General features: G+C 42.5%; 13 protein-coding genes. 11 read left to right on the top strand and 2 right to left on the bottom strand.

All coding sequences use genetic code 11. The features are described from left to right. The first annotated feature begins 378 nt into the window (after positions 1 to 378). Positions 379 to 708: a hypothetical protein gene (locus FX988_RS07705; RefSeq protein WP_007989143.1), complete on the top strand. Its 330-nt coding sequence runs from the start codon at positions 379 to 381 to the stop codon at positions 706 to 708. Positions 709 to 814: 106 nt separating this feature from the next. Here FX988_RS07705 and FX988_RS07700 read toward each other — a convergent pair whose 3' ends face one another. Beyond that, positions 815 to 1,483: a hypothetical protein gene (locus FX988_RS07700; protein ID WP_160179087.1), complete on the bottom strand. Its 669-nt coding sequence runs from the start codon at positions 1,481 to 1,483 to the stop codon at positions 815 to 817. A gap of 253 nt (positions 1,484 to 1,736) precedes the next feature. On the opposite strand from FX988_RS07700, the gene FX988_RS07695 reads away from it, so the two are divergent. The 10 genes from FX988_RS07695 (at position 1,737) to serA (ending at position 12,954) form a co-directional block, all read left to right on the top strand. Then, a complete protein-coding gene (locus FX988_RS07695; RefSeq protein WP_160179086.1) occupies positions 1,737 to 2,051 on the top strand; it encodes a DUF3718 domain-containing protein in 315 nt (104 codons plus the stop codon). Positions 2,052 to 2,305: 254 nt separating this feature from the next. Next, on the top strand, positions 2,306 to 5,329 hold the full coding sequence (locus tag FX988_RS07690) for a TonB-dependent receptor plug domain-containing protein (RefSeq protein WP_160179085.1): 3,024 nt from the start codon (positions 2,306 to 2,308) through the stop codon (positions 5,327 to 5,329). Between the two features lie 450 nt (positions 5,330 to 5,779). Beyond that, positions 5,780 to 6,526 (top strand): LytR/AlgR family response regulator transcription factor, encoded by a 747-nt coding sequence (locus FX988_RS07685; RefSeq protein WP_160179084.1) that lies wholly within the window; start codon positions 5,780 to 5,782, stop codon positions 6,524 to 6,526. Between the two features lie 27 nt (positions 6,527 to 6,553). After that, a complete protein-coding gene (locus FX988_RS07680) occupies positions 6,554 to 7,693 on the top strand; it encodes a sensor histidine kinase (protein WP_160179083.1) in 1,140 nt (379 codons plus the stop codon). Then, positions 7,690 to 8,532, top strand: a complete 843-nt coding sequence (locus FX988_RS07675) for a LytR/AlgR family response regulator transcription factor (protein WP_160179082.1) — start codon at positions 7,690 to 7,692, stop codon at positions 8,530 to 8,532. Before FX988_RS07680 ends, FX988_RS07675 begins: the two co-directional genes overlap by 4 nt. 246 nt (positions 8,533 to 8,778) lie before the next feature. Then, complete coding sequence (gshB, locus tag FX988_RS07670) at positions 8,779 to 9,741, top strand: glutathione synthase (protein WP_160179081.1); 963 nt, start codon at positions 8,779 to 8,781, stop codon at positions 9,739 to 9,741. A gap of 30 nt (positions 9,742 to 9,771) precedes the next feature. Then, on the top strand, positions 9,772 to 10,329 hold the full coding sequence (locus tag FX988_RS07665) for a YqgE/AlgH family protein (protein WP_160179080.1): 558 nt from the start codon (positions 9,772 to 9,774) through the stop codon (positions 10,327 to 10,329). Positions 10,330 to 10,411: 82 nt separating this feature from the next. Further along, positions 10,412 to 10,843 carry a Holliday junction resolvase RuvX gene (gene ruvX / locus FX988_RS07660; RefSeq protein ID WP_160179079.1) on the top strand — a complete coding sequence of 144 codons (432 nt, stop codon included), beginning with the start codon at positions 10,412 to 10,414 and terminating at the stop codon, positions 10,841 to 10,843. Positions 10,844 to 11,049: 206 nt separating this feature from the next. Next, positions 11,050 to 11,592, top strand: a complete 543-nt coding sequence (locus FX988_RS07655; protein WP_160179078.1) for a TlpA family protein disulfide reductase — start codon at positions 11,050 to 11,052, stop codon at positions 11,590 to 11,592. A gap of 132 nt (positions 11,593 to 11,724) precedes the next feature. Beyond that, positions 11,725 to 12,954 (top strand): phosphoglycerate dehydrogenase, encoded by a 1,230-nt coding sequence (gene serA / locus FX988_RS07650; protein ID WP_160179077.1) that lies wholly within the window; start codon positions 11,725 to 11,727, stop codon positions 12,952 to 12,954. A gap of 104 nt (positions 12,955 to 13,058) precedes the next feature. Here the strand turns inward: serA and FX988_RS07645 are convergent, their stop codons facing one another. Beyond that, positions 13,059 to 13,805: an AraC family transcriptional regulator gene (locus FX988_RS07645; RefSeq protein WP_160179076.1), complete on the bottom strand. Its 747-nt coding sequence runs from the start codon at positions 13,803 to 13,805 to the stop codon at positions 13,059 to 13,061. Positions 13,806 to 14,038: the final 233 nt, after the last annotated feature.

Raw genomic sequence — 14,038 nt, 5'->3', positions numbered from 1 at the left:
CAGTTTTTTTTGGCTTGTCATCTGTTTGCTCTGCTTTGTAAGACAGTTTGCTGGAAAAATGCGCAAATATAGGTGTTTATCGTTCACTGTTACAGTTAATCTAGGCATTTAAAGGGCTTAAACGTTCTCATAAATTGCTAATTGCGGATTTTTAAGCACCTAGCGAGCTGTTTATTTTGGGTTTGTTTTTGTTTTTCAGTGTCGTATGAATGAGAAGCCTGTACGTTTTTTGACTATTTGATTGGCCTAAGGATTTTGAAGTTAACGTTAAACTTAACAATGACATAACAAAGATGTGCAAGGTTAAATAAACTTTGTTATCTTGCTGCTTATAAAGTAAGCCTTAACATAAAAACAAAAGGGCAGTTGGAGATAAGCATGACTGAAAAACCATTCCTAGTCAGTGGGCGCAATACGCTAATTCATAAGATTAGAAAACTTGATCTGTTAGTGACAAATGGTGAAGATAATCCGGCAATTATTGTTACCCATAAGAGTATTAAAGAGTTTACCGGCACCATCCCTGAAAACAAACGCGAAGCAAAACAACAGGATATGGAATTAGTCGATGTGACAGTGGGTGATGTTTTCGGTGAAGAAAAAACATTAATGTTTGTGCAAACCATTAATGGTAAAGAATACAAAATTGATTACAGTAAACACGGTACGCCACTGTTCATTAAAATTCATCAAGACAACGCGTTTTAGCGACTCATTTCGTCTTCACTGATTCAAGCATACATGTCTATGCTTGATTTGGCTTATTGCTTTAATTCGCTTCTTATTTAGACTTTTCGATTTATTTGTCCCCGCTTTAGGATTGCCAACATTCAAATGGCAATGAGTTGTAACCGGTAATTTTTTTCGGCGCGCCTCTAAATTGCACATATTGTTCATCAAATACATTGAGTCGACAGATATCAATAGGCGTCACTTCAGACGCATTAACACTTCCTATGATTTTACCTCGTTCCATGGCTTCGGCGACAAGTTCAGAGCAGAACCAGCTCGAAAAATCTTCTGAATTCAAGCTAATCTCTTTTAAAAAGGGTATGTGGTCGGTAGCGTCCACGGCTGAGCCAAATAGCTGACATATATCGTAAGGTTTGTGGTTTTGCTGAAACAAGAAATCGAAAAACGCCGTTTTGTTGTTTTCTAAGTTGGCTCTGGCATGGCTGTTCAGCGGTAGCCACCACATATCACCGTCGTAAGTGGCGACACGTTCACTTAAACGGGTGAGCATGACTCCGCACTTGCCGTTGTAACTGGTCGCTTCAATGGCTTGATTGAAATAGCGCTCATTGTCTTCGTCCAGCACTTTGGTTTTGATCACCACGGCGACATGCGTTACTACGGAACGGGTGGTGAATTTAGCCCATTTTGAAAACAGGCTATTGCCACCGAAGGCAATAATATCTCCTGGTTGCATTTGGCCCCGAATTTGGGCGTACTGTTTTTGTTGGTGTTGTTGGCAAATGGTCATCATCATTCCTTGATTAAAGAATACTGCCCTGTATCTTTTTTATACTAGCCAATTACTGACACGTAACAAAATAAATCTTTTATTCGCTCAAATGCAGGTTAACTAAGCCAGTTTATCGCGGTGAATCATGACTTAATCGTTTCATCTCATTCTGCCGCGTTTAAGCGATATTTAAACAACTTTGTCACATTCATCATCTACTTATTAGCTGAACCAGCCAGCATATGGCTTTTTAAGCGAACAGGGGAATGTTATGAAAAATTTAGTGATAGCGAGTGTTTTTGGTTTCAGTGCGTTAAGTGCAACATCCGTGAGTGCGGAATATATGGATCCTTCGGTAGAAAAAAAATTAGTAAAAGTATGTGCAGCAATCAAAAGCGATAGTCGAGTGCGGTTGCATATGGCCATTAAACGCAGTGGTATAAAGCCCCGTGAGCTCGCCAAGGGGTTAGTCTGCAATGGATATGACCCAGTGACCTATGCTGCCCTTAATAATGCTAACAAAACGGGTGTATTGATGGCGAAAAAGCTAAACGTTGACTATCAGGAATTGTTGGCCAAGTTATGAATAACAATGCCATATTACAGGGTGTGTTAACGTCACGTTAGTACACCCAGTTACTCCCCTTCATTTTCATTTGTTTCTTTCCGGCGGCTCTGACCTGCGTAAACGATAAAAATGCTCTTTTTACACCACCGAGCGTTTGATTCATCCCTAATCTGCTTCCCAAGTTGAACTTTTTGTTAATTTCAAATTATCGGGCTATTGCGAACGCAATTTACCGATTAATAACAATTAAAATTCATTTCAGGGAGTCATACATGAAACATACAACATTTAGACGAAGTATTACCGCGCTTGCGGTGGCTGCGTCACTTGGTTTTGCTTTACCTGCCTTGGCAGACAACACTACAGCGAATATTTCTGGTTCAATTAACGCAAACGATTACTCACAATACACAGTGATTGCAAAAGATCCTGCCACGGGGTTAGAGCGCACTATATCTGTCAGCGATGAAGGCAGCTTCCGATTCGCCAAACTACCTACCGGTGTATATGACATTACCGTTATGAAAGGTGGTGCTGTGGTAGCCGAACAAAAAACCCGTATCAGCTTAGGGTCCAATACCTCTTTAGCATTTGATTTCATCGAGAACGATGGTACTGAGCGAATTGAAGTCACAGGTGCCAGAATTTCAGCGATTGATTTGAGCTCGGCGGATTCAGGCTTGGTTATTGATGAAGTCGAGCTGGATAGAATGCCAGTGTCACGTAACATTACCGCCGTAGCCTTACTTGCACCAGGTACAGTGATGGGCGACTCGAGCTTTAGTTCGCCAAACTCAGGTGGTACAGCTTCATTTGGCGGCGCCTCAGTCGCTGAGAACTCCTGCTATATCAACGGCATGGAAGTCACAAATACCAGTCAAGGCTTGGGTTGTGGTACGGTTCCTTTTGAATTTTATAAAGAATTCCAAGTTAAAACCGGTGGTTATTCTGCTCAATTCGGTAGAACAACGGGTGGCGTATTAAATGCTGTTACTAAGAGTGGTTCTAACGAGTGGGAGTTTACTGCTACCGCTTTATTTACTCCTAAATCACTTCGCGAAGATGGTCAAATTTCATACTCAGCAGGTGGAGCAAGAGGCCCTGTGGTTTTCAGAAATCAATCTCAAGATGAATACAGCAAAAGTGAATTTACTCTCTCTGCATCTGGCGCATTAATTGAAGATACCTTGTTTTTCTATGCATTAGTTAACCCACGTGACGTTGAAAATAACTTTGCTTCACAATCAAGTGGCACGCAACAATACGCACCCGATGACAACTTTATAAAGCGTGACTCAAGTGGTTCAGATAATTTGTTCTGGGGTGCGAAAGTCGACTGGTTTGTTACCGACGATCATAAAATTAGTTTATTCGGCTATTCAAACAAGAGCGACACTGAGTCAACTGCTTACAAATTTGACCGTAGCACAGGGGAAGTCGGTGATGCGCTACAAACCACCATTCGTGAACGAGGTGGCGATCTTAAAAGTATTAGTTATACGGGGAACTTCACTGACGAACTAACCGTGTCAGCTATGTACGGTGAGATTGAAACGTCGTACACCAATACGCCGAGTAACTTAGACTGCCCAACAGTGTTAGATACAAGAGATGTATTTGATAGTCAAAAGATTACAAGTTGCGGTTCAGGTGGTACGACCGGTGTTAATGAAGATAAAAACAAGCAAACGCGTATTGATATTGAGTATGCGTTTGAAGATCACTTGCTAAGAGTGGGTTACGATAAACAAGAACGCGAGACTTTTCATACCTCAGCGCCGATTACAGGGCATAGCTGGACGTACTCTTCGGTTAATCCAAACGGTGTTATACCCGGTACCGATGGTCCTTTATTTACCAATACTACCGGTGCAATAATTGATGTTGTGGCGGATCGTATATTTACTGGTGGCGGTGGTTTTAGCACCGACTTAAATGCATGGTACATTGAAGACGAATGGCAAGTGACAGAAGACTTGATGCTTTCAATAGGCCTTCGTCGTGACGAATTTGAAAACTCTGGTGTAACGGGCAAAGTTTTCTCATCGTTTAAAACCGATGTCGCTCCGCGCTTAGGATTCAGCTGGGATCCAACAGGGGATGGGGACTCGAAAGTTTACGGTACCTACGGTACGTATTATTTACCGGTAGCAAATAACACTAATTACCGTGCAGCATCAGGGCTAAGTGATACCACTACGTACTACACATTTGATGGCGCTGATGTAACAGGCGCGCCTACTGGTACTTCGCCAGTATCAGGCACAGTAGAGGCTTCGCAAATTGTTAATTCAGTCCCTAACCCTGCCACGCAAGAAACTTTCCAAGCGGAAGAGGCTGAACCATTTAGCAAGGACGAGTATATCGTCGGGTACGAAAAACAAATTAATGATGAGTTTTCATTCTCAGTTCGCGCTATCTATCGCGAAGTTGCCACCGCATTAGATGACTATTGTGGGCCGTTGGCATCACAAGCAACCTGTACCTTGCTTAACCCTGGTAAGTCTTCAACTTGGCAGCTAGATAATGATTTTGACAGCGTGACCGATCCAAATAGCCGCAGAACGTATTCAGCTGAGGAAATTGGTTTACCGGAAGCGGAAAATGAATACACGGCCCTGCAACCACAAGTCAACTATCGCGGCGATAATATGCGTATGTCATTGATATACACATGGAGCCGAAGTGTGGGGAATTTTGAAGGTGCAGTTAAGTCTGATATCGGACAAGCGGATGCTGGCGTAACGCAAGATTTCGATTTCCCTGCATTGATGGATGGTTCAGATGGTTATCAGCCTAATGACAGACGTCACGTATTTAAATTCTTTGGCTCGTACGATGTCACTGAGGCTTTAACAGTTGGCTTCAATTCAACTCTTTCAAGCGGTCGTCCTCTGAGCGCGTTTGGTCAAGGATATCCGTCTGATGACCCAGCTATTTACGGTAGCTATGGAGATACTTTTTATCTATACACAAATGAGTGTCCAGATGCCAATGGCAATGGTATGTGTGAGCAAAGTGAGAAAATTTATCAATATAGCCCACGTGGATCAAAAGGGCGTACACCTTGGACGTTCAATTTAGATCTATCTGCTAACTATAACTTTACCGTGAGTGATATTGATATGCGCGCTACGCTCAATGTGTATAACGTATTGAATGGCCAAGCGGTTACGTCACAAAATGAGCACTATGAAAATAGACGTTCTGAGGGCTCGTTTAACCAATATTACGGTGCAGCATATACTTGGCAATCGCCTAGATATGTTGAAGTAGGTTTCGAAGCTAGATTTTAATTTAGTCCGATACTTATCAAAAATTAGAACGGCAACTTAGGTTGCCGTTTTTGCTTTATTAGGTTTGACGCGCAGTATTGAAGCTGAAATATTTCTAATTGTTTCCGCTGGTAACTGAGTACGTTTATCCCAAAAAATGCGAGATTCGTCACAAAGTTTACTAAAATACCTCCCTGCTAGACTATAATTCGCGGTGTCGGAGTAGTGACCCGATTGATACATTTAGTGAACATGTATCGCTTCCTGGATAAAGGACTTTGCCATTGGCATTGTCCTTTTCTTTTTACCCAGTTCGCGTTTTTTGCTCTTTTTTGCACTTTCTTTACGTTTATTTTACGTTTCTTTACATTTCACCCTGTTTTACCGTCGCTTATCTCACCACAGTTCTTTATTCGTACCCAAGCTTGTATATTCCGTTTTCATTTTTGTAGGGTTTAGGGAGTAACTCTGATGTATCGGTGTATTGTTATAGACGACGAGGCTTTGGCGCGTGAGCGTATAACACACTATCTCTCACAATCTCCTTTATGTGAGGTCGTTGCACAAGCAAGCAATTATGCGAGCGCGAAGCAGCTTATTCTTGAGCAGCAACCCGATATCTGCTTTTTGGATATTCAAATAATCGGTGGTAGTGGTGTTGAACTTGCGAAGGAGCTTAAAAATTGCGTTTCATGTCATTGGGTCTTTACTACCGCATACAGTGAACACGCATTAACGGCTTTCGAACTAGACGCCACGGACTACTTATTAAAACCATTCGAAGACAGTCGCTTAGCACAGGTCATAGCCAAAATTCATAAGGCAAATAAGCCGGTGCTTTCTGCACCTACTTCACCTACTTCACCTTCAGCACCCAGAGTGCGTCGCCAATTGCCTGTTAAATCAGTGGGCAGTGTCACGTTTATTAATACTCAAGACATTATGTGGGTCAAAGGCTCAGCCAATTATGTTGAGTTGTATTGTGAGGGTAAAATGCACCTGCATCGAGAAACATTGGCGGCGTTGGAACAAACATTAGATCCCAAGCAATTTATTAGAGTACACCGCAGCGCGATTGTTAATATCGAATATGTGCATTCCTTAAACAGTGAGTTAGGTCGCTTTTCTTTGTTGCAACTAGACAACGGTGAAGAGGTTAAAATTGGTCAATCGTATAAGGCGCAATTACTTTCTGCTTTGGGTGTAGATGCTGAGTAACAATGCTGTTTGCTGTAAGTCATCGTCATGAATCTTAAACAGTTTTTTGTCAACGTAGGAGATACCAAGCCTAGCTTCTGGACTCTGCATGTGCTCGGTTGGGCGTTTTACGTACTGATTTTCACTATTGAATACGCTGCTTTTAACCCCTACACAGCAAAAACAGGCTATTTAATCCTACTTCCACTGATATGTTCAGGATTAGTCGGCGGTGTATTAACCTGGCCGTTACGCAGTATTTATGGCTATTTTTCGAAAGGTGCACCTTTAATAGTGATCGCCACGATCATTGTTATGTGCATTTTAATTGCTGCAATTTGGACCCCGATTAAAAACTTACTTCTGATGTATTTCTTTGATCATGTCACTTTGTATGATTTGTATTTAGGCAATCAGCCAGAGGACTTTCATTATGGTGAATTGTTTTTAACCGTGACCTATTCGTTCTTTATGATCATGGTGTGGAGCTGTTTGTATTTTGGCATTAATTATCATTTTAAATTGTTGCGCGAAAAGCAACTGCACTTAGAGGCTGCTCGTTTGTCTCATGTGGCTCAAATCAAAATGCTGCGCTATCAAATTAACCCACATTTTTTATTTAACACGTTAAATGCAATATCAACGTTGGTTTTGCGCGGTGATAAAAGTACGGCTAACAGCATGTTGGCGCGCTTAGCGACATTTTTACGCTTCTCTTTAGACAATGACCCAGAACAGAAAATTCGTTTGTACGAAGAGCTAAAAGCACTGATGTTATATTTAGATATTGAGAAAATACGCTTTGCCGACAGATTGAATGTGAAATTTGATGTTCAGCTAGAAGCCGAACGTTTGCTGGTACCCGGCCTATTGCTGCAGCCTTTGGTAGAAAACTCCATCAAGTACGCAATTGCCCAAATGGAAGCGGATGGAGTGATAGAAATCCGCGCGCAGGTACTCAACAACTTGTTACATCTTGCGGTTGCAGATAACGGACCGAATACAGATAGTATTCCCACATCAACAGCACCATTGCCTAAAGAAAGCCAACGGGGTGGAGTGGGATTGAAAAATGTAGTGGAGCGTTTGCGTGTGCTTTACGCTGACAACTACCAATTTTCTATTCGTCAGGGCGAAAACGGAGGATGTGTTGTGAGAATTGTATTGCCAGTGGAATTACCTGCATGAGTGGAATTTCTGTATTAGTTGTAGACGATGAACCTTTAGCAAGAGAGGGGCTAGCCCTACGTTTAGCTGAGTATGAGAACATCACAGTAGTGGGCTGCTGTAACAATGCGAAGCAAGCATATGATGCAATAAGCGCTAATCAACCAGATGTCGTCTTTCTAGACATTGAAATGCCAGGGAGAACAGGGCTAGAGCTTGCCAAACAATTGCGTGAAGAAGGTAACGCAGCAACGATTGTCTTTGTTACCGCTTTTCGCGAATTTGCCGTAAATGCGTTTGATTTTCAAGCGTCCGATTATTTACTTAAACCGTTTTCAGACGAACGACTAAAAGAATGTATCGAAAAGTTATCCATTGCTATGGATATGACTCAAGTCATCGATCAGCATAAAAAGCTAGGTACATTACTGAGCCGCAAAACGGGTAACTCTATCGATAGCTTCATTCACACTTTAGAAGTGTCTAATGAGCTTTCTAACAACAATGAATTGCATGAGTTGCAGCAGATCATATCCCTGAAAAGTGGCTCCCAGTGGATCAGGGTAAAGTTAGATGACATCGTGTGGATCGAAGCAGCAGGAGATTACATGTGCGTGCATACGGTTAACGACACCCACATTATCCGTAAAACCCTCAAGCAATTTGAAGAAGAACTCGATAGTGTGCATTTCCCGCGGGTGAGCCGCTCTGCCATTATCAATATTGCCAAGCTATCAACGTTAACGCCTAACTCTAACGGTGAATATGTGGCCCAATTGGGAAGTAATGTTCAAGTGAAAGTAGGGCGCAAGTATAAGTTTTGTATTGAAGAGCTAAGGCCTAATAGAAAAGCGGTATAGTGCCATTACACGCTAATCAGTGAGGAGCTCCTTATTGATGCGCATTGGTATAACCGGATAGGCAAGTTTAGGAGACTATCTTGCGTTTCTGGCATCAAACATCTTACCTGTTAGTGTAAGTAAATCGCTTTATTTTCTGTCTGATTACCTAGCGCATACTTGAAATTACGATAATTACCTCAAAATTAGCTTAATCTATGGCATATCCTTCTTCTGATTGCCTTCTAACGTTTTTAAGGACTGACCTTGACCATTAAACTTGGCGTAGTAATGGATCCTATTGGATCGATCAATATTAAAAAAGACACTAGTTTTGCCATGCTGTTGGGTGCACAAGCGCGTGGCTACGAAATATTTTATATCGAGATGGGCGACCTGTATTTAAACAATGGCAAACCTATGGCCCAAATGCGTCGCTTAACTGTACAGGAAGATGCTAACAATTGGTTTGAGCTGCAAGCAGAAGAGAACCTCCCTTTAGGTGACCTTGACGTACTATTAATGCGTAAAGATCCCCCTTTTGACGGCGAGTTTTTATATGCCACTCAAATGTTTGAATTGGCAGAGCAAACAGGCACTTTGGTAGTGAATAAGGCGCAGAGCTTACGTGATTTTAACGAGAAGTTATTCACCTCTTGGTTCCCTGAGTTGATTCCCGATACCTTAGTCACTCGTAGCGCCAAACTCATCCGTGAGTTCCACGCAACCCACCAAGACATGATTTGCAAGCCGCTAGATGGTATGGGCGGCACGTCTATTTTCCGTGTTAAGCCTGACGGGAATAATCTTGGCGTTATTATCGAGACTTTGACCAAATTGGGTACACAATACGCCATGTTCCAGCGCTACCTGCCTGAAATAAAAGACGGCGACAAGCGTATTTTGATTGTTGATGGTCAAGTCGTTCCTTATGCGTTAGCGCGTTTACCGCAAAAAGGAGAAACTCGTGGTAATTTGGCAGCAGGTGGCACAGGCCGCGCACAACCTTTATCTGAAAGTGATTTAAAGCTGGCGAATACCATTGCCCCTTTGTTAGTAGAAAAAGGTCTGATTTTTGTCGGCTTAGACGTGATTGGTGATCGTATTACTGAAATTAATGTGACCAGCCCGACCTGTGTTCGAGAAATCCAAGCAGCCTACCCAGTTGATATTGTAGGTATGCTATTTGATGCCATCGAGAAGCGCTTAAGCACGCGCGACAGCCTTTAATATGTTAATTAGCATGAGTGTGGCATTAGGATGAACAGTTTTCAAAATTACTTGCTAATTGCAATGCCGAGTATGGAAGACCCGTATTTTTCTCGCTCGGTGACTTACATTTGTGAGCACAATGAGCAGGGCGCCATGGGTCTTGTGATCAACCAGCCGGCTGGCATGAGCTTGAAAGAATTGATCAACCAGACCAATAAAGACGCTTTAGTGGACGAGGAAAAAGCACAACAGATTGTGCTCGCAGGAGGACCTGTCAGTCAAGATAGGGGGTTTATCCTGCATACAACTCAACCCGGTTGGAGCGCCAGTTTAGCACTGACCTCTGAGATTATGGTGACCACTTCTAAAGATATTTTGTCGTCGTTAGGCAATAGCGAGGCTCCTGAGAAGTCCATCGTAACCCTTGGTTACGCAGGCTGGTCAGCGGGGCAGTTGGAAGAGGAAATACGTGAAAATTCTTGGTTAATGGTTGAAGCGGATACCGAGTTATTATTCGACACTCCCATTCATAAAAAATGGGAAGCAGCAGTACACAAGTTAGGCATCGATACATGGCAAATCGCCCCGAATGCAGGCAATGCTTAATCAGCATTATGATGTCTGTTTTTCTTTACTTTAAAGCGGTATGACCGTTAACGTCAGCCGCTTAACCAATTTGAGCCACACAATGACAAAGTCTGTTCAGCGCACCGTTCTCGCATTTGATTTTGGTACGAAAAGTATTGGAGTGGCCGTTGGGCAAGAGGTGACAGGCACGGCGTCTCCGCTTGATGCTATCAATGCGGTTGATGGTATTCCTAATTGGGACATCGTGGCGAAGGTTTTCGAGCAATGGCAACCTGACTTAGCCATAGTGGGATTACCGTTAAACATGGACGGTAGTTTTCAGCAGGTCACTTTTGCTGCGAAAAAATTTGCTAACCGCTTAAATGCCAAATACCGAGTGCCAATCGAAACGGTTGACGAGCGCTTAACCACAGTTGACGCTAAAGCGCGTTTGTTTGAAATGGGTGGTTTTAAAAAACTCGATAAACAAAAAATAGATAGCGCATCGGCGTGTTTAATTTTCGAAAGTTGGGTGGAGCAAGGCTACCGCTAAAAACGCTGGTTTATTTTGCTTAATCGTGGCGAACTCTGCCTGACATGGTTACGAATTTGAAAGTTTTATTAAGTTGGCGCTTTCTTGTTTGCATCACAGTTTATTGAGCGAACACTATGCAAATGCTAACGTCTATTCTTTCTTATCCATCTTCTTACTCATCTTTTCTTACGCGTTTAAACAAGTCATACGCGCCAAGCATTAATATGTTTTTTATGTTGCTTGCGTTGCTATTGACCTCGTCAGTGTTTACCTCGTTCACTGCTAGAGCCGCGGAGACTGCTAGAGCCACCAATACTGCGCAGAAAAGTTCAGCCCCACAAGCAGCGCTTAAAATGGCTCCGAGTTGGAGTTTGCTCGACGCCAAGGGGAATTTGGTATCTTCGAAAGACTTTGCCGGAAAGCCGCTGATTATTCACTTCTGGGCGACTTGGTGTCCTTATTGTAAGAAACTGCAACCAGGGTTAGATCGCCTTTTTAAGAAGTATCAAGCGCAAGGCTTGCAAATGATTGCGATCAGCTTATTAGAAGAAGAGGGCGCAAACCCACAAGAAGCATTAACGGCGAGGGGCATGTCGTTTAAAACCTTAGTGGACGGAGACTCAATAGCCATGGAAAAATTCTTTGTGCGGGGCACTCCCACTACGTTTTTTATCAACGCGAAAGGACAGTTCGTTGTTGCAACTCGGCTATCTGATCCGAATGATCCGCGTTTAGAGCAAGTGGTGAAATCGTTAATGGTAAATTAATCACTGTATTGTTCATTATTTATTATAGATTTTGCGGGATAAGCTTCCTTATAAGCGTGATTTCTGCTATTTTTTGCGCTGGCAAATAGACGTCCAGATGTCTTCTTATTCTTCATCAACTTGGATACCGCAATGAGCAAAGTTTCGCTTCAAAAAGACAAGATTAAAATTTTACTTCTCGAAGGTTTACACCAGAGTAGCTTGGATACACTGAAAGCCAATGGTTATGAGAATATTGAGTACTTGAAAACGTCATTACCTGAAGACGAATTGATCGAAAAAATTAAAGACGTACATTTCATTGGCATTCGCTCGCGAACGCAATTGACCGAGCGGGTTATCGCAGCGGCGAATAAATTGGTTGCGGTAGGCTGTTTCTGTATCGGTACCAACCAAGTCGATTTAAAAGCCACTCAAAAACGAGGAATACCCGTTTTTAACGCCCCGTTTTCTAATACACGTTCTGTGGCTGAGTTAGTTCTTGGGCAGTTGATTTTATTATTGCGCGGTGTGCCTGAGCGTAATGCCAAAGCCCACCGTGGCGAGTGGGACAAAAGTGCCGTTGGTTCCTTTGAGGCCCGCGGTAAAACCTTAGGTATTATTGGCTACGGTCATATCGGTACGCAGTTGAGTATTTTGGCCGAGCATTTGGGAATGCGCGTACAGTTTTTTGATATCGAAGATAAACTCGTACTGGGTAACTCAACACAAGTTAAATCATTGAAAGAGCTTATGAGTACCTCTGATGTGGTGAGCTTACATGTACCAGAAACCGCACAAACGCAAAATATGATAGGTGCCACTGAGTTGTCATGGTTGAAACAGGGCGCGATTTTAATTAATGCGGCACGCGGTACTGTGATTGACATACCAGCCTTGGTTGAGGTACTTGAAGCAGGCAAGCTAAGCGGTGCGGCAATTGATGTATTCCCTGTTGAACCTAAGTCAAACAAAGAAGAGTTCGAATCACCTTTGCGTCAGTTCGACAATGTTATTTTAACGCCGCATGTTGGGGGCAGTACCCAAGAAGCACAGCAAAACATTGGTATTGAAGTGGCTGGAAAGTTAGCGAAATACAGTGATAATGGTTCGACTTTGTCTGCGGTCAACTTCCCTGAGGTATCTTTACCGTCTCATGCTGATCGTTCGCGTTTATTGCACATTCACAAAAATGCGCCGGGCGTGTTAACTCAGATTAACCAAGCGTTTGCTGAGAAAAACATCAACATTGCCGCACAATATTTGCAAACAGATGACACCATTGGTTACGTGGTAATCGATGTTGAAACTGACGATGCTGATGAAGCATTAGAGCAACTAAATATGATTGATGGCACCATCAAATCACGTATTTTGTTATAAAAAATACGTTACCATCTTAAACGAATTAAAGCGCTGTGGTGGAAGCCTCGCGCTTTTTTTGTGCCAGCAATGAATGTGTTTTACCGCAATACTATGCATAGCGACTACTGATAGCTTTGCCTAAATTCTGACGGCTTTGTTTCAAATAACTGGTAAAATTTACGACTAAAATAACTGGCGTCTTGAAAGCCGACTTCTGCCGCAATGACGTTAATTGGTAAGGTTGTTTCCACCAACAAGCGCCGAGCATTTTCTAGCCTAACTTGAATAATGTAGTGTCTAGGCGTCAAGCCCAAGTACTTTTTAAATCGTCTTTCTAACGCACTGATTGAAAGGTGAGACAATGACGCTAATTCATGCATCGACAGGTTTTGCATATAATGCTGGCGAATATGGTTCATTGGGGTTTTTAGCGCGTCCATGCTGTTTAACGCGACAGAGGTTTTCTCTAGGTGACGGGATGTGCCATAGGAGCCTATTATTTCACCGTCTGCATCATAAAGTGGACGTTTAGACGTGGTGAACCAGCACACTTCGCCTGATTCAAGCACATTCATCTCGAGGCGTTCTGTTACGGTTTCGCCTTTCACCACACGTTGATCGTCATTCAAAAACTGCTTGGCAATATGACGAGGAGCAAAATCAGCGTCGGTTTGCCCACGTGCTTGCTCAAGAGTGGGAATGCCCACATGTTCTAAATAACATTGATTGGCGTGAATTAACCGACTATGGGTGTCTTTAATCCAAAATAAGATATCTGGCAATAGGTCAAACATAGCCAGTAACTGGCTTATATTACTACGCTGAATGAATTGAGCGCTTTGTTCACTACTAAAATGCTGGGTTGCCATACGTTAGCGCCTCGGGTTATGCCGTGTTATATGTGGCAATAATATAATCAGATAAGGTTGAACTGTACACAGCTTAATTCCATTGCATATTAGAAAATTAGCCTACTTTAACCATTTTTATATTTTTTCACGCCGAAATAATCCTACTTTAAACCGATTTTGCGTTACCTAGTATTAACGTTTTTCTCTTACAATCATTAACAAGATATTAACTAGGATGGCGTCAATAACAG

Source organism: Paraglaciecola mesophila (genome assembly GCF_009906955.1).
Lineage (GTDB): Bacteria > Pseudomonadota > Gammaproteobacteria > Enterobacterales > Alteromonadaceae > Paraglaciecola > Paraglaciecola mesophila_A.
This window is presented reverse-complemented; position numbering and strand designations above follow the sequence as displayed.

What these genes read in the sequence shown, in the direction of transcription:
- FX988_RS07705 (WP_007989143.1), top strand. Translation starts at nt 379, where the DNA reads ATGACTGAAAAACCATTCCTAGTCAGTGGGCGCAATACGCTAATTCAT.
- FX988_RS07700 (WP_160179087.1), bottom strand. Translation starts at nt 1,483, where the DNA reads ATGACCATTTGCCAACAACACCAACAAAAACAGTACGCCCAAATTCGG.
- FX988_RS07695 (WP_160179086.1), top strand. Translation starts at nt 1,737, where the DNA reads ATGAAAAATTTAGTGATAGCGAGTGTTTTTGGTTTCAGTGCGTTAAGT.
- FX988_RS07690 (WP_160179085.1), top strand. Translation starts at nt 2,306, where the DNA reads ATGAAACATACAACATTTAGACGAAGTATTACCGCGCTTGCGGTGGCT.
- FX988_RS07685 (WP_160179084.1), top strand. Translation starts at nt 5,780, where the DNA reads ATGTATCGGTGTATTGTTATAGACGACGAGGCTTTGGCGCGTGAGCGT.
- FX988_RS07680 (WP_160179083.1), top strand. Translation starts at nt 6,554, where the DNA reads ATGAATCTTAAACAGTTTTTTGTCAACGTAGGAGATACCAAGCCTAGC.
- FX988_RS07675 (WP_160179082.1), top strand. Translation starts at nt 7,690, where the DNA reads ATGAGTGGAATTTCTGTATTAGTTGTAGACGATGAACCTTTAGCAAGA.
- FX988_RS07665 (WP_160179080.1), top strand. Translation starts at nt 9,772, where the DNA reads ATGAACAGTTTTCAAAATTACTTGCTAATTGCAATGCCGAGTATGGAA.
- ruvX (WP_160179079.1), top strand. Translation starts at nt 10,412, where the DNA reads ATGACAAAGTCTGTTCAGCGCACCGTTCTCGCATTTGATTTTGGTACG.
- FX988_RS07655 (WP_160179078.1), top strand. Translation starts at nt 11,050, where the DNA reads ATGTTTTTTATGTTGCTTGCGTTGCTATTGACCTCGTCAGTGTTTACC.
- serA (WP_160179077.1), top strand. Translation starts at nt 11,725, where the DNA reads ATGAGCAAAGTTTCGCTTCAAAAAGACAAGATTAAAATTTTACTTCTC.
- FX988_RS07645 (WP_160179076.1), bottom strand. Translation starts at nt 13,805, where the DNA reads ATGGCAACCCAGCATTTTAGTAGTGAACAAAGCGCTCAATTCATTCAG.